Origin of the sequence: Mesorhizobium sp. M8A.F.Ca.ET.208.01.1.1, assembly GCF_004791315.1 — a bacterium.
Classification (GTDB): Bacteria; Pseudomonadota; Alphaproteobacteria; order Rhizobiales; family Rhizobiaceae; genus Mesorhizobium.
In genome coordinates this window covers 143,002-164,882 of record NZ_SRUT01000003.1, presented here as the reverse complement: position 1 = coordinate 164,882, position 21,881 = coordinate 143,002, and the positions used below count along the sequence as shown (strand labels likewise).

Annotated in this window: 19 protein-coding genes; 8 read left to right on the top strand and 11 right to left on the bottom strand. The window is 64.2% G+C overall.

Annotated elements, in window-relative coordinates:
• Positions 1-124: 124 nt before the first annotated feature.
• The gene (gene hutH / locus EN851_RS17535) at positions 125-1,621 is read left to right on the top strand and encodes a histidine ammonia-lyase (protein WP_135929675.1); all 1,497 of its coding nucleotides are present in this window, start codon (positions 125-127) and stop codon (positions 1,619-1,621) included.
• A gap of 10 nt (positions 1,622-1,631) precedes the next feature.
• On the opposite strand, the gene EN851_RS17530 is transcribed toward hutH, so the two are convergent.
• Positions 1,632-3,074, bottom strand: coding sequence for a 2-hydroxyacid dehydrogenase (locus EN851_RS17530; protein ID WP_135929674.1), 1,443 nt, complete (start codon positions 3,072-3,074; stop codon positions 1,632-1,634).
• A 320-nt stretch (positions 3,075-3,394) separates the two neighbouring features.
• Here EN851_RS17530 and EN851_RS17525 point away from each other — a divergent pair, with 320 nt between their 5' ends.
• The 3 genes from EN851_RS17525 to EN851_RS17515 all read left to right on the top strand — a co-directional run bounded on the left by EN851_RS17525 (position 3,395) and on the right by EN851_RS17515 (position 7,663).
• On the top strand, positions 3,395-5,248 hold the full coding sequence (locus EN851_RS17525; protein ID WP_135865017.1) for an ABC transporter ATP-binding protein: 1,854 nt from the start codon (positions 3,395-3,397) through the stop codon (positions 5,246-5,248).
• Positions 5,248-7,140, top strand: coding sequence for an ABC transporter ATP-binding protein (locus EN851_RS17520; RefSeq protein ID WP_127276167.1), 1,893 nt, complete (start codon positions 5,248-5,250; stop codon positions 7,138-7,140). Before EN851_RS17525 ends, EN851_RS17520 begins: the two co-directional genes overlap by 1 nt.
• Positions 7,141-7,333: 193 nt before the next feature.
• Positions 7,334-7,663 (top strand): hypothetical protein, encoded by a 330-nt coding sequence (locus EN851_RS17515; RefSeq protein WP_127276165.1) that lies wholly within the window; start codon positions 7,334-7,336, stop codon positions 7,661-7,663.
• Positions 7,664-7,693: 30 nt separating this feature from the next.
• Here EN851_RS17515 and EN851_RS17510 read toward each other — a convergent pair whose 3' ends face one another.
• From EN851_RS17510 to EN851_RS17475, 8 genes are all read right to left on the bottom strand, one after another.
• Entirely contained in the window at positions 7,694-8,476 is a 783-nt protein-coding gene (locus EN851_RS17510) for an ABC transporter ATP-binding protein (RefSeq protein ID WP_127276163.1), read from the bottom strand.
• A gap of 10 nt (positions 8,477-8,486) precedes the next feature.
• Positions 8,487-9,350 (bottom strand): ABC transporter permease, encoded by an 864-nt coding sequence (locus EN851_RS17505; protein WP_135929673.1) that lies wholly within the window; start codon positions 9,348-9,350, stop codon positions 8,487-8,489.
• A 28-nt stretch (positions 9,351-9,378) separates the two neighbouring features.
• Complete coding sequence (locus EN851_RS17500; RefSeq protein ID WP_127276159.1) at positions 9,379-10,389, bottom strand: ABC transporter substrate-binding protein; 1,011 nt, start codon at positions 10,387-10,389, stop codon at positions 9,379-9,381.
• A 233-nt stretch (positions 10,390-10,622) separates the two neighbouring features.
• Positions 10,623-11,918, bottom strand: a complete 1,296-nt coding sequence (locus EN851_RS17495; protein ID WP_135929672.1) for a hypothetical protein — start codon at positions 11,916-11,918, stop codon at positions 10,623-10,625.
• A gap of 101 nt (positions 11,919-12,019) precedes the next feature.
• Positions 12,020-12,751, bottom strand: a complete 732-nt coding sequence (gene hutC / locus EN851_RS17490; protein WP_127276155.1) for a histidine utilization repressor — start codon at positions 12,749-12,751, stop codon at positions 12,020-12,022.
• A gap of 1 nt (position 12,752) precedes the next feature.
• Positions 12,753-13,781 (bottom strand): zinc-binding dehydrogenase, encoded by a 1,029-nt coding sequence (locus tag EN851_RS17485; protein WP_127870490.1) that lies wholly within the window; start codon positions 13,779-13,781, stop codon positions 12,753-12,755.
• Between the two features lie 14 nt (positions 13,782-13,795).
• The gene (gene hisD, locus EN851_RS17480) at positions 13,796-15,118 is read right to left on the bottom strand and encodes a histidinol dehydrogenase (RefSeq protein ID WP_135881736.1); all 1,323 of its coding nucleotides are present in this window, start codon (positions 15,116-15,118) and stop codon (positions 13,796-13,798) included.
• Between the two features lie 87 nt (positions 15,119-15,205).
• A complete protein-coding gene (locus EN851_RS17475) occupies positions 15,206-15,979 on the bottom strand; it encodes a glucose 1-dehydrogenase (RefSeq protein WP_135881737.1) in 774 nt (257 codons plus the stop codon).
• A gap of 216 nt (positions 15,980-16,195) precedes the next feature.
• Between EN851_RS17475 and EN851_RS17470 the strand changes: the two genes are divergently transcribed.
• Entirely contained in the window at positions 16,196-17,299 is a 1,104-nt protein-coding gene (locus tag EN851_RS17470) for a histidinol-phosphate transaminase (RefSeq protein ID WP_127276147.1), read from the top strand.
• Positions 17,300-17,428: 129 nt separating this feature from the next.
• Positions 17,429-18,712 (top strand): FAD-binding oxidoreductase, encoded by a 1,284-nt coding sequence (locus tag EN851_RS17465; protein WP_135929671.1) that lies wholly within the window; start codon positions 17,429-17,431, stop codon positions 18,710-18,712.
• 24 nt (positions 18,713-18,736) lie between these two features.
• On the opposite strand, the gene EN851_RS17460 is transcribed toward EN851_RS17465, so the two are convergent.
• Positions 18,737-19,543, bottom strand: coding sequence for an SDR family NAD(P)-dependent oxidoreductase (locus tag EN851_RS17460; protein WP_127870485.1), 807 nt, complete (start codon positions 19,541-19,543; stop codon positions 18,737-18,739).
• Positions 19,540-20,394, bottom strand: coding sequence for an NAD(P)-dependent oxidoreductase (locus EN851_RS17455; protein ID WP_135929670.1), 855 nt, complete (start codon positions 20,392-20,394; stop codon positions 19,540-19,542). Before EN851_RS17455 ends, EN851_RS17460 begins: the two co-directional genes overlap by 4 nt.
• A 235-nt stretch (positions 20,395-20,629) precedes the next feature.
• On the opposite strand from EN851_RS17455, the gene EN851_RS17450 reads away from it, so the two are divergent.
• Both EN851_RS17450 and EN851_RS17445 read left to right on the top strand, forming a co-directional pair.
• Positions 20,630-21,274, top strand: a complete 645-nt coding sequence (locus EN851_RS17450; protein ID WP_127276138.1) for an isochorismatase family cysteine hydrolase — start codon at positions 20,630-20,632, stop codon at positions 21,272-21,274.
• A 44-nt stretch (positions 21,275-21,318) separates the two neighbouring features.
• On the top strand, positions 21,319-21,867 hold the full coding sequence (locus EN851_RS17445; protein ID WP_127276136.1) for a MarR family winged helix-turn-helix transcriptional regulator: 549 nt from the start codon (positions 21,319-21,321) through the stop codon (positions 21,865-21,867).
• Positions 21,868-21,881: the final 14 nt, after the last annotated feature.

Genomic DNA, 21,881 nt, shown 5'->3' with positions numbered 1-21,881 from the left:
TCCGCCTGCCTTCTCATCGCTGCCATAATGGGAATGGCTTGCAGTCCAGCCAGCATGCCGCCACAAATGGCGACGCCCGCCGCGCCGCTGGTCCGGGTCTCTGGTCACAGGATACAGGCGAGACATGACAGCCCGAATGATACTGCTCGACGCCAAGCCGCTTGGCGCGGCTGACGTCGCCGAGATCTCGCGGCGCAATGCGCGGCTGATGCTGGGCGAGGAGGCGATGCGGCGCATCCGGGCGAGCCGCGCGCTGATCGAGCACCTCACCGGGCTCGGCAAGCCGATGTACGGCGTCACGACAGGCCTCGGCGCCTGTGTCGACACGCCGCTCGCGCAGGCCGATCTCATCGCCTTCCAGCACAGCGTGCCCCTCAGCCACAGCATGGGCATCGGCCCTGCCCTTCCGACCGAGGCGGTGCGCGCGCTGATGACCGCGCGCATTTCGGGCATGGCCGCCGGCGGCACCGGCACTTCCGAACGCGTGGTCATGGGCCTTGTGGCGGCGCTCAACGCCGGCGTCCATCCGGTGATCCCCACCTGGGGATCGATCGGCGCGGCGGACCTTGCCCATCTTGGCCACATGGCGCGAGCGCTGCGCGGCGACGGCGAGACGGAGTTCCAAGGCAGGATCATGCCGTCGGGCGAGGCGCTGGCGCTGGCCGGGCTCGAACCGCTTGACCTGCGCGAGAAGGACGGCCACGCCATCATCGTCGCCAACAGCCTGTCGACGGGCACCGCGTGCCTGTGTCTCGAGGATGTCGCGCATCTCATCGATTGGGCGCTGGCCGCGGTGGCGCTCAACTATGAGGCGTTCCGTTCTTCGCTGACCGCGATCGACGAGGATGCCCTGGCCGCGCGGCCGGCTTTCGGCCAGCGCGAGATCGGCGCACGGCTGCGCGCGGAACTCGCGGGAAGCGGCCTGTGGAAGGACAGAGCGGCGCGGCGGCTTCAGGATCCGCTTAGCTATCGCTGCGTGCCGCAAGTCTGGGGCGGCCTGCTCAACGCGTTCGAACAGGCGAAGCTCGCGACGGAGATCGAACTCACCCATTCCGGCGACAACCCGGTGATCCTGCCCGAAGACGAACGCGTCGTCTCGAACGGCAATTTCGACCTCACCGCGATGACGCTGGCCTGGGAGCAGCTCGGCCAGGCGCTCGCGCATTGCGCGGTGGGTACGGCCAATCGCTGCATGAAGCTGATGTCGCCGACAATTGCCGGGTTGCCACGGTTCCTGTCGGCCAGGGGCGGCAGCCGCCAGGGCTATGCGGAACTGCAGAAGCCACTCGCCGCGCTGGAAGCCGAAATCCGGCATCTCGCCAATCCGATGTCGCTCAGCCCGCTGGCCGTGTCGGACGGCATCGAGGACCAGTCGTCGATGGCGCCGCGTGTGGTGGCCAAGACAGCCGAAATCATCGAGCGCCTGCGCTATCTCGTTGCGATGGAACTGATCTTCGCGGCCACGGGCGTGGAGTTGCGCGGCGTCGTCGACAGCATGGGCGAAGGACCCCAGCGCACCTTTGCTGCGGTGCGTGCGCTCGTCAGCCCGCTCGACGACGATCGTGAGATGAGCGCCGACATGACGCGGGTCGCCCGTATGGTGGCCGGTCCCCGGGACTGAGAACTCCGGACTATTTCTGAAAAGGTCCCCTCAGATTGAGGTTCTCGGCCAGAAGGCAGAAGCGGTCGATCAACCGGACAAGCTCGTCGCCCTGTTCGACGACAATCGCGCCTCGCTCGGCAGGCGGGGTATCGGAGAGAGCCTTCCACAGACGGCCTTGCCGATCGCAGAGATCCGCCAATTCGGCGCAGTCGCTGGAGGTTAGTTTCAAAAGGTGGTCCGCCGTCACAGGTCCAATGCCTGGAGGCGTGGTGGCGCCAAGGGAAAGGTAGCCTTGCGGCACTGTGCCTTTCGCATTCGTTACCGATTTGCGGCAGATGACATCGAATATCTGGTCGACAGCCTGCTTGGCGCCTGCGACGCGCGACGGGTGGTCCGTATCGGCGGCAGCGTGCGGCAGGAGTTCAAGCCTGGCGCCATGCTTCTCGACGAGGCCGAGATAAGGCAGCATCGGCCCGGACAGGCGGCCAGTCGAGGCATCCCTGAACAGATCGGCATCGATGGCGGCGTGGCGTAGCCGGCCTGTATTCAGAGCTCCATCAAGAGCCTCGATGTCGACAAGTTCACCGCGATCGTAGTTGACCAGCACCGCGCCCTTGTTCATGCGGGACAAGACGTCCGCGCCAATGAGCCCGGCATTGGCGTAGCGCCCGGTCTGCGCATCCTGCTTGCCCAGGCCAACGTGAACGCTGAGCACATCGGCGCCTCCGGCCGCCTCGACAAGGTCCGCGGCAAAGGCAAAGCCCTCGGCTTCTATCCAGTCGCGGTGCCGTGGCCGCGCGTGGATCACCACGCGCATGCCGAAGGCGCGGGCAAGCTTGGCCACCTCGCGGCCGATATTGCCGTAGCCGATGATCGCGATGGTCTTGCCTTCGAGCTTTTCGGTGGGGAAATCGCGCAGGTCCCTGCCGGTGTCGAAAGCACCACGCGCCACACGGCTGTGAAGCGTGTCGACCGGGAGATCCGGCAGCACTTTCAGGATCGCCTTCATCACCATCTGCGCCGTGGCCCGGCTGTTGATGCCCGGCGTGTTCATCAGCACCGCGGTGCCGCCCTCGCCACTGCCGCCACCCCAGGAGCGCGAGCCCATATTGCCGGTGCCGGCGCCGATCCGCACGCCGGCCAGCGGAAAGACGGTTTCGGCGGGCAGGAAGGTCGCGGCGGCTATGACGGCATCATAGCGTCCGTCGCCGGCGGCTTCGATCAGCTCTTCGCGAGTGCTGAGATCCGGCTGGTAGAAGAAATGAACGCGCCCGCGTTCGAGAGCGGCCTTGTCGCCAAGTCCGGCCGCATGAAAGCGGCCGCCCTTGGCTTCGATATGGGCCCGCACCTCCGTAGGGTCCGGTTTTCCGTCAGCGTCGAAGCGCAGGCCGATCAGATCGCAGACCAGGACGGCGTAGGCGCGTTGCGGATCGATCGCCTCAACGGCGTGTGTGTCTGTGGTCGCGGTCACGTCGTTCCCCTCATGCAGGACGGAAGGCCCGCTGGTAGAGCAGGCGCTGAACACTCCGACCCTATCCGCCCGGAACGGCGTGAGATCGATCACCGGCGGCAGACCAGCAGCGAGTTGCGACACGATCTTGCCGGTGACCGCGCCGCCGATCAGGCCCTGATGGCCATGGCCGAGAAGGCACGCGGCACCCCTTTCAGGTACAGTGCGATGTCGCCATTGGCCCCTTGTACGGGCAAGCCGGACGCGCGTAAAATCCGGCTATCTGATTGAGTCTGCTACATTCGTTCGGGCTAATGTCCGGATCGGTCTGGGTATTTTCCTTGCACACGGATGCAACCAGCGCGGCCAGGCGCGGCAAATCATTTGCCCATGTGGCGGAAGCCTCCTGGGGCAAGGGCCTCAGCACCTTGCTGCGCATCGTGCGCATGACGCTGCGCCATCCCTGGCAGGTTGCCATCACCCTCGTCTCGACCTTTATCGCTGCGACGCTGCAGCTCTTCATTCCGCGCCTCCTTGGGCGCGCCATCGATCAGGCGCAAGGCGTGATGGCCGCGGGGGCCGGCACCGCGGCCGAGCAGGCGCTCTGGAATACGGCCCTGACACTGCTGGCCGTCAGCATCCTGCGCGGCCTCTTCACCATGGCGCAGAACTACTATGGCGAGGCCGTCGGCCATCAGACCGGCTATGAGCTGCGGCTCGCCTTCTACGAGAAGATCCAGCGGCTCAGCTTTTCCTTCCACGACAAGGTCCATACCGGCGATCTCATCACACTCGGGCTGCTCGACCTCGACGGCGTGCGCATGTTCTTTTCCACCGGCATCCTGCGCGTGGTGCTGCTCGGCGTGCTGATCGGCGTCGGCGCCTATCTGTTGATCAGCACCGATCTCGTGCTCGGTCTGCTCAGCCTGAGCTTCGTGCCGTTCGTCGCCTGGCGCTCCTCGGTGACGCAACTCCGGCTGCGCAGCACCTGGCTGACGCTGCAGGAGCGGCTGTCCGTGCTGAGCCGGGTGATGGATGAGAATCTCGGCGGCATCCGTGTCGTGCGCGCCTTCGCGGCGCAGCGGCATGAGCTGGCAAAATTCGACCGCGCCAAGCAGGATGCGCTGGAACTCGCCAATGAGCGCGTCGACATCCGCGTCTCGAACACCAGCGCCATGAACTTTTCCTTCCTGGCCGCCATGGGCCTGGTTCTCTGGTTCGGCGGCCAGAAGGTGATCGCGGGGCAGATCAGCGTCGGCACACTGGCCCAGTTTCTCACCTTCATGACCATATTGCAGATGCCGGTGCGCCAGCTCGGCCTGATGGTCAACTCCTTCGCGCGCGCCTCGACCTGTGGCACGCGGCTGTTCGAACTGCTCGATGCCGAACTCGACATCAAGGACGCGCCCGACGCCAGGGAGCTCGTCATCACCGACGGCGTACTGCGCTTCGACAATGTCGGTTTCCGCTATGAGGGCGCGGGCGAGCGTCCGACGCTTTCGGGCGTTTCGTTCGAAGCCAGGCCGGGCGAGACCGTCGGTATCGTCGGCCCGCCGGGCAGCGGCAAGTCGACCATCGCGCATCTGATCCCGCGCTTCTACGACGTGACGTCGGGCGCGATCACCATAGACGGACAGGACATCCGCAAGGTCACGCTGCAGTCGCTGCGCAAGGCGGTCGGCGTCGTCCAGCAGGACGCGTTCCTGTTCACCACCTCGATCGAGAACAACATCGCCTATGGCAATCCCTGGGCGCGCGAGACCCGCATCGGCCAGGCCGCCGAGTATGCCCAGCTGCACAACTATATCATCGGCCTTCCAGCCGGCTACACCACGGTCGTCGGCGAACGTGGCGCGTCGCTTTCCGGCGGCCAGCGGCAGCGCCTGACCATAGCGCGCAGCCTGATGTTGCGGCCATCGGTGCTGGTCTTCGACGATTCCACGGCCGCCGTCGACGCCGGCACCGAGCAGCGTATACGAGCGGCGATGAAGCGCTTCGCCCGGGATCGCGTGACGCTGATCATCTCGCATCGGCTGAGTTCGCTGATGCATGCCGACCAGATCCTGTTCGTCGAGGGCGGGCGGATCGTGGAACGCGGCACGCATGAGGAATTGCTGGCGCTCGGCGGACGCTACCGCGCGCTTTACGACCTGCAGCTACGGCCGGACGACGATCGGCTCGAGGGAGCCGCCTGATGTCGACGCAGGACGACGACGAGAAGGAAGACACAAGCGGACGCCCGACCAAGGCGGTCGTCGGCTCGCACCGCGATGAGGAAGAGGTCTTCGGCAAGGCCTACGACCCGCGCATCGTCAGGCGCATCTGGAGCTTCGTCAGACCATATCAGGGCCGGATTTTCATCTCGGTCGCCGCCGTGCTGGTGTTCACGCTGACACAGCTGGCGATCCCGCTGGTCATCCGCTACGCCATCGATCACGGCATGGCGCCAGGCAGGCTCGACCGCTCGGTGATGATCTCCGCGATCGCCGCCTTCACCGTGATCATCCTCATCAACTATGCCGCCAGCCATGTACAGGAAAGCGTCGTCGGCAAGGTGGCGGAGAACGTGCTGTCCGACTTGCGCCGCGCCATGTTCAGCCACCTGCAGCGCGTCTCGCTGAGCTTCATGGACAAGACCGAGGTCGGCAGGCTGATGTCGCGCCTGCAGGGCGACGTCAATTCGATGCAGGAGTTCCTCGAAACATCCGTCATGTCGGTAGGCGATATCGTGCTTCTTTTCGGCATCGTCACCGTCCTGCTCTGGCTCGATTTCCGGCTTGGCCTGCTGACGCTGTCGACCATGCCGATGCTGTTCATCGTGCGCCTGTTCTGGCTGCCGCGGGCCAAGGTCGCCTTCATGGCCGCGCACGAAACCAACTCGATCGCCAACGGCGCGCTTGCCGAAGGCATCCACGGCGTGCGTACGGTGCAGAGCCTGGAGCGCCAGCATGTCAATTTCGACCTTTACGACGAAAAGGTTCTGGCCAATCTCAACGCCCATCTGCGGTCGGCGAAATATGCACAGGTGATGGTGCCGATCGTCGACACGCTGACCGGCATCGCCATGGCGACCGTCATCGTCGTCGGCGGGTCGATGGTGCTGTCGCACAGCCTCGATATCGGCGTGATGGTGGCGTTCCTGTTCTACATCCAGCGCTTCTTCGATCCGATCCGCTCGCTCACCATGCAGTACAGCGTCATGCAGCGGGCCATGGCTTCGGGCCAGCGCATCTCCGAAGTGCTCGACGTGCCCGTCGACGTCAGCGACAAGGACGGCGCCATCGCGCTGTCGCGCGACATGGATGGTTCGGTCGAGTTCAGGAACGTCACCTTCGGCTACCGTCAAAATCAGCCGGTGTTGAAGAACATCTCCTTCCGCGTCAATCCGGGCGAGACGGTCGCGCTTGTCGGCCCGACCGGATCGGGCAAGTCGAGCTCGATGGCGCTGGTGCACCGCTTCTACGATGTCTGGTCGGGCGAGGTCCTGGTCGGCGGCCATGACGTGCGCGACCTGACGCAGGATTCGTTGGGCGACCAGGTGGCCATGGTGCTGCAGGAGCCGTTCCTGTTCTCCGGCACGGTGCTGGAGAACATCCGCTATCACAAGACCGGCGCCAGCCGCGAAGAAGTGGTGCGCGCAGCAGTTGCCGTCGGCGCGCACGACTTCATCGAAGACCTGCCCGACGGCTACGACACCGAACTCGAGCAGCGCGGCGGCAATCTCTCGCTCGGCCAGCGCCAGCTGATCAGTTTTGCGCGCGCGCTGGTGGCCGATGCCAAAATCCTTGTGCTCGACGAGGCCACCGCCAGCATCGATTCCTACACCGAGATGCTGATCCAGAAGGCGCTGATCAAACTGCTCGAAGGGCGTACCGGGCTGGTCATCGCGCATCGCCTGGCCACCATCCGCGGCGCAGACCGCATCATCGTCCTGCAGAATGGCGAGATCGTCGAAAGCGGCAACCATGAGCAGCTCATGAAGACGAAAGGTCTCTACGCCCGCCTCTACAACATGAACTACGCTTCCTTCGACGACATTTCCGACGAAGAGATGGGAATGGATGCGGCGGCCGGCAAGGCGACGTGAGCCGGTGCTGGCATGGCGCGAACCGGACGGATTGCTCCATATCCTTGCCGAGAAGACCTTATTTGCGAGATCCCCTGATGTGGCCGCTGACTGCACGCCGTCCCGGGACCGTGAAGCCCGATTTCGTGAAGGAACATGTGCAGCGAGGCGCGCGTTCTTTTCCATATGTCTCGAATGAAAAGGAGACATGCTTATGAAAAAGCCAAGTGTATTCCTCTGTTCCATCGTGTTGACGTTGGCGACGAGCGTTGTCCCGTTTGCCACAGGCGCCGATGCCACCGTTGTCAGGCGCCACTATGTCCGCGTCACCACCGCCCATAATGGCAACACGCACGCCGCGAACCGCGGACACAGACACCATTATGGTTGGGTCGGTAGCAGTTGGACCGGCGAGAATTCGACCGACAACAGCAACTGGATGGACAGCTATTACAATGGCTACGGCAGTTACCGTGGGTATGCCGGCGACTTTTGCGGAACCATCGCATGGACGCTCGAGATATGCAGTCCCCACGGCCCGTAATTCCTGACCGCCGGTGAGACCAACGAAGGTTTACGCCATTTCGGGACGTCTTGACGCCTCGCGGATCGCCTTGTGCACGCCGCGCTGCAAATCCATGAAGGCGGGCGTTTCCATCACCTCTTCGCGGCGCGGGCGCTCGATGTCGACGTTGAAGGTCTGCATGATGCGTCCCGGGCCGATCCCCATGACGACGATGCGGTCCGACAGATAGACGGCCTCCTCGACGTCATGCGTGACGAATAGCACGGTGAGCCTGTGCTCTTCCCAGATCTGGGTCAGGAGTTCCTGCATCTGGTGCCGCGTCAAGGCATCGAGCGCGCCGAAGGGTTCGTCCATCAGCAGCATTTTGGGGCGATAGGAGAGCGCGCGCGCGATGGCGACGCGCTGCTTCATGCCGCCCGACAGTTCGGACGGGAAGCGATCGGCGCTTTGCGACAGCTTGACGAGGTCGAGATGCTCGAGCGCGATCTCGCGGCAGGCGGAGCGATCATAGCCGGCGGCCTTGAGGGCAAACTCGATGTTCTGCCGCGCCGTCAGCCAGGGAAGCAGCGTGTAGGACTGGAAGACGACACCACGGTCGAGACCCGGTTGCAGAATCGGCGCGCCGTCGATGCTGAGATCGCCGGCGTCAAAATCCTGCAGTCCGGCGACGATCGACAGCAACGTGCTCTTGCCGCAGCCCGACGTGCCGACGAGGGAGACGAACTCGTTGTCGGCAAGGTCAAGATTGATGTCCCGCAGCACTTCCGTGCGCCGCTCGCCGGCGCCGAAGCTCTTGTCGAGACCCGCAATGCGCAATTTGGGAACAGTCATCGGCGGTTCCTCATTGCGAGTGGCCATCCTGCCGGAACAGCACCTTCTCCAATGCCTTCATGACCTGGTCGGTGATGAGGCCAAGCACGCCCAGGAGCAGGATGTAGCCGATGATGGTGTTGGTCTGGAAATAGCGCTGCGATACGGTGATGCGATAGCCCAGACCGGATGTCGCCGCGACGAGTTCGGCCAGAACCAGCCATGTCCATGCCCAGCCGAGGCTGATGCGCAGCGTGTCCCAGATGCCCGGCAAGGCGCTGGGCACGACGATGCGCGTCAGGATCTTGCGGTCCGGCAGGCCGAGCGTGCGCCCGAGGCCGATGAAGTCGGCGGGGACCCGTTTCACATTGTCCATGATCATCAGCACCTGCTGGAAGAAGGTGCCGATGAAGATGATCAGGAATTTCTGGGTATCGCCGGTGCCGGCCCACAGGATGGAGAGCGGTACGAAAGCGACAACCGGCATATAGCGGATGAAATCCACCAGCGGCTCGATCGCAGCCTCCCAGGAGCGGAAACTGCCGATCAGCACGCCGATCGGGATGGACAGTGCCGAGGCGAGAAGAAAGCCGATGGAAATGCGGTACATGGAGGCCCGGAGGTCCAGCCACAAGGTGCCGTCGGCCGCGAGCTTGGCGATCTGGGTCGCGACGCTGCCCGGCGACGGCAGGAAGATGGGTTTTACCCATTCCAGCCCGGTCGCCGCCCACCAGGCGAGGCCGAGGCCGACAAAGACGGCCACCGCTATCGCCAGGAAACGTGACCGGGCGATCGGCACGCCGATCCCGGAGGATCGGCGACGCGTGGCCTTCTTCGTGGCTGGCTTCGCTGCGGAACGGGCCAGATCGGTTTTCGCGGTGGGTTCTCCCGACATCTGCGTTACCACCGCGATCCGGCCTTCGTCATTCCGCCGCCTTGACGAAGGACGGGTCGATCATCTGCTCCGGCGTCACATCGGCCTGAAGCAGCTTGGCGTTCTTCGCCGCCGCTTCGACATCGGCGAATGTCTTGGTGGTAAAATCGCCGGTGAGCGCCGTCTTGTTTTCGGCCAGGGAATAGTAGCGCACGCCGTCAAAGGCGGTGTTGAGGTCCTTGACGTCGGAACCGACCGCCTTGGCGATGATGGCGCGACCGCCTGATGTATCGGCATTGTAGTCCTTGAGCGCGGCGTCCCAGCTCTTGATCATGGCCAGCACCTGGCCGGGCCGCGACTTGATCACTTCGTCGCGCACCACCAGCACGTCGCTGATCAGGCCGGGATCCTCGCCGGCGGTGAACAACAGCTTGACGTCCTTGTTCTGCGCCATGGCGACGGTGAGATAGGGTTCATAGGTGACCGCGACCGGCACCTGACCCGCGATCAGCGCGCCGCCGGCATCGGACGCCGGCATCGGAACGGCCTTCACATCGTCGATCGACATGCCGTTCTTGGCGAGCGCGTATTTGAGTAGGATGTCGCTCGTCGTGCCTTCCTCGAAGGCGACTTGCTTGCCCTTGAGATCGGCGATGGAGGTGACGTCCTTGCCGGCGACGATGGCGTCTGCCGTCATGGAGACATCGAGCAGCAGCACGATCTTCACCGGAAGGCCGGCCGCAACCATGCCCATCGCCGTGTGGGTGGCGATGTTGGCGGCGTCGAGCTGGCCGCTGGCCAGTGCGGCGTTGATATCCTTGTCCTCGGCGAAATTGACGATCTGGACATCCGACAGACCGTTCGTCTTGAACAGGCCCTTGGCGTCGGCAACGTGCCACTGGCCATAGCCAAGCCAGGGCTCGATGCCGATCTTGAACGATCCGGCCTCGGGCGTCGTGGGAATGGCCGCATCGGCGGCATGGGCTGTCGGGGCGGCGGTGAGCCCGACGGCAACGGCCATCACCAACGCGCGAAATTGTCCTGCTAGGTTAAGCGTCATCTTTCGTTCCCCTTGGTGATCAGACCGCTTTTTTACCCAGGCATCCGGTCTGGTGAGACTGCGGGTTCTGCTCTTGCGGCACTGTGCCTCGGCGTCTTGCCCGCCACTTCGTGGTTGAAGTGCTGGCACATTTCAGCGTCAGCGGAAGCGGATGTCAAGGCTAAAATACATACATGCATATACAAGTTGAAGTGACTCAAATTTTGCGTTGATCCGGCGCGTCCCCTGCCTGACTACTCATGCTTTTCAGGATCGATCCGATCGAGAAAACCGGTCATCCGGTCGGTTCCGCCATCGGGCTCGCTGCCGACCATGACCGCGACCGAAAACCCGATGAGAGACGAGACCGGCGTGTGGCTGCGCGCGCCGGCCCGCAGGTTCATCACCAGGGTCGGCGACAGGAACAGCCCAGAGCGCAGCACCGTTCGCCAATCCGCCGGCAGCATGCCGCGCCGCTTGAGTTCCAGCAGCAAGGGCCGCCACAGCTCCATCGCCTTCACCTCCAGAAGGTCGCGGCGGATCGGGCTCAAATCCCAGTCCGTGTCGACATACAGAAAGTCGCCATCCAGCCGCGCCCGCGCTTGAAAAGCCTGGGTCGCCATGGCCGGATCGTAGAGCCAGAAGGGATGGGCGAAGATGTTGTGGAACGTCGCCTTCACCTCGGCCAGCAGCGTCGGGATGTGCGAGCCGGCAAAGGCCGGATCGAAGAAGGACAGTTCCGCCCGTCCCGCCGTCTCCACGTACCAGACATTGGCATTGTGGGCGTCGCCATGCGCGACCACGCCGCCGGCATCGGCAAGCCGGTCCGGCCGCAGGCGCTCCGCGGCGGCGTCGAAGAGCTCGCCGATGCTGCTGATGTAGCGCTGCCCGTTGATGACGAATTTCAGCCGGGAAAACCGATCCCAATCCAGTTCCGCGCCGGGAAAGACAAACGACTTGCCGACGTAGAAATCGGCCAGGCGGCCACCTGGCGACAAACGCGTATCGGCGTCGATCAGCCGCTCATGAAACAACCGGTGGATCGGCTCGGCCGACACCTGCGCGACGGTCACCGGATGCAGCGTTTCGAGATAGACATCGAGCAGCCTGGCGGACAGGTCACGCTCGGCAAGAACCGCCTCGCGGCGCCTGCCGGCATCGTCCTTGGTGTCCAGCGCGAACAGCACATCCGAAAATCGAGGATCCACGCGGCGGCTATAGACAAGGATCTGCTCGCCGGGCTGGGCGGACATATGCACGGGCTGGTCGACCGGCAAGCCGGCGCGCGACAGGATTTCGGCCCGGTAATACTCGCCGGCCATCGCCTCTTCCCGTTCTTCCTGATGGAATTTGAAGAAATACGGTTGGCCGTCACTGTCAAAGAAGCCATTCAGGGAGTTGAGGCTGTATTTGTCGACATTGATGCGGACGTTGCCGGGGTTCATCCCGAACAGGTCCCCCAGCAACGCCGATAGCGCGCGTTGCGCTTCGGCGACATCATGCTGCGCGAGAGCCCGTATCCGGGCCGTGCGGCTCGGTGTCGCCGTCATCCCCAGACTCCGCAAGCCCGTGCGTCCACCAGCCGAAGCACTCTTATCGATACATGTATATACATTTGAACGAAGCCTCGGCTTGCATTGGTTCGTCGAAGTCAGCTTGCCCTGGAAGGCGAGTAGCGGCTGCCTAGCGAGTAGCGGCTGCCGGCATAGGTCAGCTTGCTGATCGTGGCCACGACCGCCCCAGTCCATGTCCGGCGATGCAGGAGAAGGCAGCAACTGCCGACATCGATGCCCAGATGCTGCGCCGTCTCCCTGTCGGCCGGGACGGCGGAGATGATATGCTCGACCTCGGTGACCGGGGTCTTCTGCATCAGGTAGTCATAGGTCGCCGTCCTGGTGAAATCCTGCTTGTCATAGTCGGGGATCAGGCCCGGATTGACGAAGCGCTCTTCCAGTTGCACCGGCAGGTCGTTCTCGAAATTGACGACGACGGAGTGATAGATCGAGGTGCGCTTCGCAAACTCGAACGACAGCGCGAGTTCCTTCGTCGGCACGATGGTTTCGAGGACCAGGACTTCGGAGCGATGCCTGTTGCCGCGCTCGACGATCTCGGCGGCGATGTTGTTGATCTCGATCAGAGTCGATTGCGGCCGGGGTGGCGCGATGAATGTTCCGACGCCTTGCAGCCGGATCAGGAATCCCGCGGCGGTCAGTTCCCGCAAGGCCCGGTGAACCGTCATCCGTGACACACCCAGCGAAACCACCAGCTCGTTCTCGGACGGCAGCTTGCGGTCCTTGCCCCATTTGCCCGTTCCGATGTTGGTCAGGATGTAGTCCTTCACCTTCTCGTAAAGGGGGCTCGCCGTATCGGGCAAATCGATCATTTCAAAAATCCTTTCCGGCAGGTTGCCGCATGCGGATGATTGTTTTCAAGCCATCGCTCTTCCCGGCCAACAGCCGCTCATAGGCGGCTGGAATATCGTCCAGGCCTATCTCGCGGTCGACCAAGGCCAGAAGCGGCTCGCTGAGTTCACCCAGCATGCGGACAGCGTCGGGCAATTCGTCGGCGAAGGCGTGACATCCCAGCAATGCAATCTCGCGCTCGACCAGAAGATTGGGGTCGATGTCGAGGCGGCCATGAAATATCCCGACCATCGCCACCGCGCCACCTGGATCGAGAACGCCGAGCAACTGGTTGAACGCAGCGATGCTGCCCGTCGCCTCGACGGCCGCCAGCAGCGGGGCATTGGCGATGGCTGCGGCAATGGCATCGCGGTCGAGATCGACGATCGTGGCGCTCGTTACCCGCGCCACGCGGGCACAACGTGCCTGGTTGCGGTCGGCGACAAGCACGGTTCCGGCGAAGGTTCGGGAGAGCAGCAACGCGGCAAGACCACCGATCGGCCCACAGCCGACGACAAGCACCGAACCGACCGTTTTCGGCAGACGCCGCACCGCGTGCAGCGCGACCGCGAGGGGTTCGGCCATGGCGGCGACCCGTTCGTCAAGGCCGGCGTCGATGACATGGAGCAAACGTGCGGGCAACACCGCCTGTTCGGCGAAACCGCCGTCGCATATTTCGCCGACGAAGCCCAGCGCAGCGCAGAGATGCCGCTTGCCGGCACGGCATTGCGCGCAATCCCCGCACCAGAAACGGGAATCGGCGACGACTCTGTCGCCGACAGCGATTGTGTCGACGCCCTCGCCCAGCGCCATCACCGTGCCGGTCAGTTCGTGGCCAGCCGTCGAAGGCGAACGGCTTATCCATTGGCCGGTGCGGAAATTGTGCAGGTCCGAACCGCAGATTCCGGCGGCATCGATCCTGAGCTTTGCCCAGCCGGCATCCGGGATACCTGGCGCGGCGACATCCTCGACGCGCAGATCCCCCGGTCCATAAAGTCGCGCCGCCTTCATCGCGATGGCCCCCCTCAGCCGGCGAGATAGCGGTCGCGGATCTCCGAAACCGCGTTTTCATGCGAGCTGAAGCCCTCGTAGCGGGCGAGCCGGCGGGCATGCAGCGCCAGTTCCGGATAGGCGGCCGAGGTCACATAGCCAACCGACGAGCGCTTGACGAAATCCGTCACCGAGAGCGGCCCATAGGTGCGCGCCCAGCGGCTGGTCGGCAGCACCGCATTCGGCCCGAGGACGAAATTGGCAAGGGTCACCGGCGTGTGCGGACCCATCAGGATTTCCGCCGCCTCGGTGATGTGGCCGAGATGCGCGAACGGCTCCTTCGAGAGTATCTCGAGATGTTCGGGCGCATAGTCGTTGATGAAGCGGTAAGACTCTTCCAGCGACCCGGTCAGCACGATGCCGCCGCGCTCTCCCGTCAGCACCGCGCGCGAGAATTCCACACGCTGCTCGGTCATGCGCGACCAGTGCTGCGGGATAGCGGCCAGGGCGACCTCGGCAACCTTGCGGCTGTGCGTCACCAGATAGGCGGAGGAATCCGGCCCGTGCTCGGCCTCGATCAGCAAATCGAGCGCGGCAAGGCCTCCATCGACGCTGTCGTCGGCAAAGATGATGGCTTCCGACGGTCCGGCCGGCAGACCCGTGTTGATGATCGAGGACAGAACGCTCTTGGCTGCCACCACCCAGGGGCTGCCCGGGCCGACGATCTTGAGTGCCGGCTTCACCGTTTCGGTGCCGTAGGCGACCGCGGCGACGGCCTGGGCGCCGCCGCATTTGTACACGGTCTCGACGCCGGCAAGGCGAGCGGCGACCAGTGTGGCCGCGTCCACGGAACCATCCGGGGTTGGTGGCGTCACGATGGCAATCTGCGGCACGCCGGCGATGACGGCTGGAACCGACGTCATCATCGTCACCGACGGAAAGGCGCCCTTGCCGCGCGGCACGTAGAGCGCAACTGATGCGATCGGCGTGTACCTGTCGCCGGCATAGGCGCCCGGGCGGACCTCCTTGAGCCACATGGTTTCCGGCTTCTGCTCTTCATGAAAATGCCGGATGTTGTCGATGCCGAACCTGATGCTCTCGACGACATCCTTCTCGACCTTGTCGAATGCCGCGTCGAATTCCGCTTCCGACACCTTCAGTCCGCCTTCGGCCACATTGGCCTTGTCGAGGTCCCTGGCGAAGCGGATCAGGGCGGCGTCACCCTCGTCCCTGACCGCCTGGATGATCGGGCGAACCTTTTCGATGAAGACCGACAGATCGCCCTCGGCGCGTTTCAGCAGCCCGGCCCGCCGAGTGGCATCAAGGGATGACAGATCGTGGAAGCTGATGTCGGACATGGATTTTTCCTTCAGTTCAGAGCGCAATGTGCCGACCGGTCACATCTGCGGAAGACGACATTCAATTCGAAACATCGACGATCTACGTCAGACCGAGGCAAGGAACCCGCCGTCCACCGGAATGGACTGGCCGGTTATGTAGGCGGCGGCATCGGAGGCAAGGAACACGGCGATGCCGTGCAGATCGCGCAGATCGCCGAAACGGTGCTGCGGAATCTTGGCGAGCATGGATTGCCGCCATGCCTCATTGCCGTAAAACACCTCCGTCATCGCCGTCCTGAAATAGCCCGGGGCAATGGCGTTGACCCTGATGCCAAGCTGCGCCCACTCCGCCGCGAGAGCCCGTGTCATGCCGAGCAGACCCGACTTGGAAGAGCCATACGGCACCGCCGTTGGAATGCCGACTTCTGACGTCAGCGAACAGAGGTTGATGATGGCGCCGGGCCGGCCAGCATCCCGCATCTGCCGCGCCGCCGCCTGGGCACAGAAGAACGCCCCCTTGAGATTGGTGTCGACGATCCGGTCCCACAGCGCCTCGTCGACATCGAGCGATGGCCGGACCTCTTCCACCCCGGCATTGTTGACGAGAATGTCGAGGCCGCCAAGCAGGCGGGCTGCCTCGGCAACAGCCGCGCGGCACTGGCCGACATCGGTCACGTCAAGGGCAATGGCGTGCGCAACCCCGCCGCCCGCGCGAATGGCCGCCGCTGTCTCATCAAGCGAGTCCACGCTACGCGCCGTGACCGCGATGTCGGCGCCGGCGGCGCTCAGCGCCTCGGCGATGCTGCGGCCAATGCCGCGGCTGGCACCGGTGACCAGCGCCTTCCTGCCAGAGAGGTCGAAAAGAGCAGCGTTGCGCATGTGATCCTCCTTGGCCGCTCCGGTTGCGTGGCACGGAGACTATCAGATCGACTTACATATACAAGCATATACAAACAGCCTCGAGTGCGATAGTGGTGACGTCGTCCGCCGCACGCGCGACCACATAGTTGGCTCTTTAATACGAGATGCCACGGGCAGCGATTGTTCGAGGTTTGTCTGGCGACAATAATCGGCCGGCGATGGAGGAGACCAGACATGTCCAACGCTTCAGACATGGTCCGCACCGAAGTCACGCGCCTGTCGCCTTACAATTCCGGGCTGACCATCGCCGAGGTCATGCTGCGATACGCCCCGGCCAGGATCGCCAAACTGGGCTCGAATGAAAACCCGATCGGCCCGAGCCCGACCCTGGCCAAGATGATCCAGGGCGGCTCCGAAATGTTCCGGCTCTATCCGGATCCGGCCGGGCGCGAACTGCGGCAGGCCATCGCCACCAGACATGCGGCGGGCGAGGACCAGGTCATCCTCGGCAACGGCTCGGAAGACCTCCTCTCCGTCATCAGCCGTGCCGTCCTGCGGCCCGGCGACGTCGTCGTCACGCTCTATCCATCGTTCCCGCTGCACGAGGACTATGCGACGCTGATGGGTGCAAGCGTCAACCGTGTAACCGTCAACGGCGATCTTAGCATCAATCTCGACGCGCTGATCGAGGCAGTGCGCGAACGGCCGCGCATGCTGCTGTTCTCGAATCCGATGAACCCGGCCGGCAGTTGGCTCTCCGGCGGCGATCTGTCGAGGCTCCTGGACGCTGTCAGCGACGAGACGCTGATCGTCGTGGATGAAGCCTATGCCGAATATGCCGAGGGAGACGACTATGTTTCGTCCCTGCCCTGTCTGAGCAAACGCGATCAACCCTGGATCGTGCTGCGGACATTTTCCAAGGCGTTCGGACTGGCAGGGCTGCGGATCGGCTTCGGCATTGTCGGCGACCCGCAATTGCGCGCGTTGCTCGACAGGGTGCGCACGCCTTTCAACGCCAATGGCGTCGCGCAGGCGGCGGCGCTTGCGGCGCTCGCCGATGAGGAGCACCTTGCCAAGGTCGTCGCGCTGGCCAGGACGGAGCGGGCACGCGTCGAGCGTTTCCTGGCGGGCAAGGGCCTCGAAGTCGCCCCGTCCCGAGGCAATTTCCTGTTCTTCGACTGCCGGCAAGATGCCTCCACCTTCGTCGAAGGCCTGCTGCGGAACGGCGTCATCGTCAAGCCATGGAAACAGGCAGGCTTCGACACTTATGTGCGCGTCAGCATCGGCTCGCCGTCGGAGAATGACCACTTCATGGCCGCCCTGTCGCAATTGTTGTGATTTCCCGACGCCACGCAGAATTGCCTGGCGCACCCGACACCAAAGTCTGGGTCTGCCACGCGCGCAAGATATCGGGCAATTGAAAGCCAGATATCTCAAGCCAGCCGCCTTGACGTAAGAGCCTCGTCCATGCCCGCAAGCAGCCCGCCCAGGAGCCTCTATCGCGATACGGCCGGCGGCACAGCCAATTACCCTGCCCTTTCCGGGGCGCACAGGGCAAGGGTCGCCATCGTCGGCGGTGGCTTCACAGGCCTTTCCACCGCCTTGCACCTGGCGGAAGCCGGCGACGACGTCTGCGTGCTCGAGGCCCATCAGCCGGGCTGGGGGGCGTCGGGCAGAAATGGCGGCCAGGTCAATCCCGGTCTCAAATACGATCCCGACACGATCGAGGCGATGTTCGGCCCCGATCTCGGGCAGCGGATGATCGACTTCTCCTACGGTGCGCCGGATTTCACCTTCGGCCTCATCAAGCGCCTGTCGATCGATTGCGAGGCCCGGCAAAACGGTACGATACGCGCGGCCATCCGGCCGAAGCCGGCAGCCGCGGTGCGGGCCACGGCAACGCAATGCAAGCGGCGGGGGATGCCGGTCGGCTTGCTCGACGCAAAGGCGATGGTGGCGCGAACCGGCACCGACAGATACATATCCGGCATGTTCGATGCCCGCGGCGGCGACCTTCATCCCTTGAAATACACGCTCGGCCTGGCTGCCGCCGCGCGGAAGGCCGGCGCGCGGATATTCGGCGGCAGCGAAGTCCTCTCGCTGAACAGGCAGGCCGGACGCTGGGTCCTCAAGACGGCAGACGGCTCTGTCAGCGCCGAGAAGGTCCTTGTCGCGACCAACGGCTATACCGGCGACCTGTGGCCGGGCCTGGAGCAGTCGCTCGTTCCGGTGTTCAGCGCCATCGCGGCGACCGAACCGCTGTCACCAACGGTCGCGGCCGCAATCCTCCCTCAAAGGCCCGTCGTTTACGAAGCCGGCAATATCACCGTCTATTACCGCGTCGATGCGCAAAACCGGCTTCTCATGGGCGGCCGGGGACCGATGAGACCCATCGGCGATGCTTCCGCCATCCGCTACCTTACCGACTATGCGCTACGACTCTGGCCGGTGCTTGCTGGAACCGCGTGGACACATGGCTGGAACGGCCGGATCGCCATCACCAAGGATCATCTCCTGCACGTTCACGAGCCGGAGGACGGCATCCTGATTTGCCTTGGTTACAATGGCCGTGGCGTCGCCATGGCCTCTGCGATGGGCAATGCGCTGGCAAATCGCCTTCGCGACGACGCGACCACGCCCTTCCCGATGCCGTTATCGGGGCTGAAGCCAATCCGGTTCCATCGCTTCTGGCCGCTTGGCGTCAAGGCGGCGATCCTTTCGGGCCGGGTGAAGGACCGATTCGGCCTCTGACGAGAAGAGCCCGCCCGGCATCTCCTAGCGAACCTTCGGAAACGTGTCGCCGGCCGGCGCGTTGGCCCAGCTCTGCAAGGTCTGGCCGCCGTCGATCAGCCAGTCGACGCCGGTGACGTGCCTTGCCTCGTCCGAGGCGAGGAAAGCCACCGCCGCGGCGACATCGTCCGGTTGGCCGATGCGGCGCAACGGAATCCGGTCGGCGAAATGCTGGACGCTGCTCTTGAAATCGCCCTCCCCAGAAGCCGGCACGCCGAGCGTCGTCTCGATGACACCCGGACAGATGGCGTTGACCCGGATGCCGTAAGGCGCGGCATCGAGCGCCGCGACCCGCGTCAGTCCGACCACGCCATGTTTCGACGCGACATAGCCGGCGCCGCCTGACAGGACGTCCCAACCGGCCATCGACGATCCCATATTGACGATCGAGCCGCCGGTTCCGGCCTTGATCATGGCCTGGAGCGATGCCTGCAAGACGAGGAAGATACCGCGCAAATTGATGCGGATGACGGCGTCCCAATCCTCCACCGGCAGCTCGTGCACGGGAGCGACGACACCGGAAATCCCGGCATTGTTGAACACCACATCCAGCCCGCCGAAGGCCTCGACGGCCGTTTCGACGGCGCCGCGCACGCTGTTCTCGTCGGTGACGTCGGCCTCGATGGCGATGATTTTTTTGCCAAGCGAGCTGGCCAGTTGCCGCGCCGCCGCGCCGTTGCGGTCGACGATCGCGACCCGCGCGCCTTCGTCGAGAAAACGCCGGACCGCGGCGCTGCCAATGGCGCCGGCACCGCCGGTGACGAGGACTTTCTTCCGGTCGAACCGCTTCATCCCTGGGTCTCCGGCTTTGGATAGGAACGCCATGAGTGCCGCGGCTCGAAGCCGATCGTTTCGCGCGCATGGGCCGTATCGAGCACCGAACCGAAGCCGGCAATCGGCCGCGACAGCGGGACAGCTGGATAGACCCGGCGCACGAGCGGCTCGCTTTCCTCCTCCATGAAGGTGTCGGCGGCGCTGAGCAGGACGCGCAGATGGCCACTGCCTTGCCACTCGAGCGCCCGCAGAAAGCCTTGACCGGCATCGCGCGCGTCGAGATAGCTCCACAGGTCGCGGGCACTGTCGGCGGTGGCGCGGCGAGGACCGACGCCGGCGAAGAAGGACCGCGGGGTCTGGATCCACGGCATGCGGATGCTGACGGCTGAAAACGCGCCGCGGCGCACCGCGGCGTCGACGATCTCCTCACCCAGCCATTTCGACAGGCCGTAGGGATCCTGCGCACCGACCGGATGGTTCATATCGACCGGCAGATAAGGCGGAATGACCGTCTTCTCGAAGAAGGGATAGCCGAAGACGCTGAAGGACGAGGCATAGACGAGGCGCCTGGCGCCGGCCAGGGCAGCGGCCTCGACGACATTGTAGGCGGTCGCGATGTTGGTCTTGAACACCTCGCCGCCGGCCCGCCCGGTTGGGCGCGGGATCGCCGCCACATGCACCACGGCATCGCAATCGCGTACCAGCTGCAGGGTCGATCCCAGATCCGTCAGATCGGCGGTGGCGTGCCGCCATGCCGCGCCGGCGGGCGCCACCGCGTCGATGCCCAGCACATCGTGGCCGGCCGCAACCAGGGCCTCGGCCACATGGCGCCCAAGCAGACCGCTGGCCCCGGTGATGATTGTCTTCATATCACAGCCCTCGGCCCGGCAAACTTGGCGATCTGAATGTCATTGATGGTCATACAAATCGAGCACATGATTGCCACCTCTTGTCAAGGCCATGTCGCGCCGGACAAATAGCGCATACGCTGGTGCGACCAACGTGCGCAAGGCTGGCGGTCACCGCTTTGCGTCGAACGGGATTGACTTGGCATTCGCCAGGGTTTTTTGTATGAGCATCAACGATCGACCCAAGGAGACCGCCATGGCCGTGGACGTCTTTTCCTCACACCGGCACGACGACGCGATGCGCCTCGATCGGCACCGTGCGGCGATCGTGGTCATCGATATGGTCAATGAATTCTGCAAGCCCGGCGGGGCCATGGTCCTGCCTGGCTATGAGACGCTGGTCCCACCGCAACTGGCTGTCATCGAGGCTGCGCGCGCCGCCGGCGTCCCGGTGATCTGGGTTCACGACGCGCACCGGCCGGGCATGCGCCGCGAGCGCGAATGGGTGAAGCGCACGCCGCATTGCGTGGAAGGAAGCTGGGGACCTGAAATCATCGAGGACCTGGGTGCCCGCGACGATGAGATCCACGTGATCAAGCGCCGCTACTCGGCCTTCTTTCAGACCGACCTCGACCTGACGCTCAAGGACATGCAGGTCGACCAGCTGGTCATATTCGGCGTGGTCACCAATATCTGCGTGCGCTCGACCGTCCACGACGCTTTTTTCCAGGGCTATGAAGTGGTGGTGCCAAGCGATTGCTGCGCGGCGACGGGACCGCGCGAGCAGGAAAGCTCGCTCTACGATATAGCGACTCATTTCGGCGTGGTCAGCGGTTCGGCTGATGTCGTCGCGGCTCTTCGCGATGGAGCCTCACTGCAACCGGCTGAAGTTGCGGCTTGAGCCCTGGAGTGAGCAACATCCAAGACAGGCAACAGGAGTCCGGTTTGACGACCGAAAAGAAATCCGAGAAAGACGCGACACCGAAGCGGCAGCGCGGCAAGGCGCCGCCGCTGAGCCGCGAGCAGGTACTGCAGCAATACGCGCAGACCGGATACGCGTTGGACCTCCATCCGGCTCACGTCATCCGCAAGGCGCATCAGCGCGCGACGCTGCGGTTCCAGCAGGTGATGGCGGGTGAAGACCTTTCGCCGACCCAGTTCGCCGCGCTTGCCACGATCCTCAAGCATGGCGAGGTCTCGCAGAACCACCTCGGCCGGCTGACGGCGATGGACCCGTCGACCATCAGCATCGTGATGCGCAAGCTGCTCAAGCACGGACTGATCACGCGCAGCGCCTCCGACACCGACCAGCGCCTGTCGATGATCGCTCTGACCGAGAAGGGGACCGAGTATACGCTCGAACGGCTTGAACGCAGCGTCGAAGTCGGGCGCCGCTTCCTGTCGCCGCTTTCACCCGCCGAGCAGGCGACGTTGCTCCGCCTGCTCACGCGCATCAACGACGACGATCCATCGAATGGCGACAGCGGCAAATAGGCCGCGTCGGGACG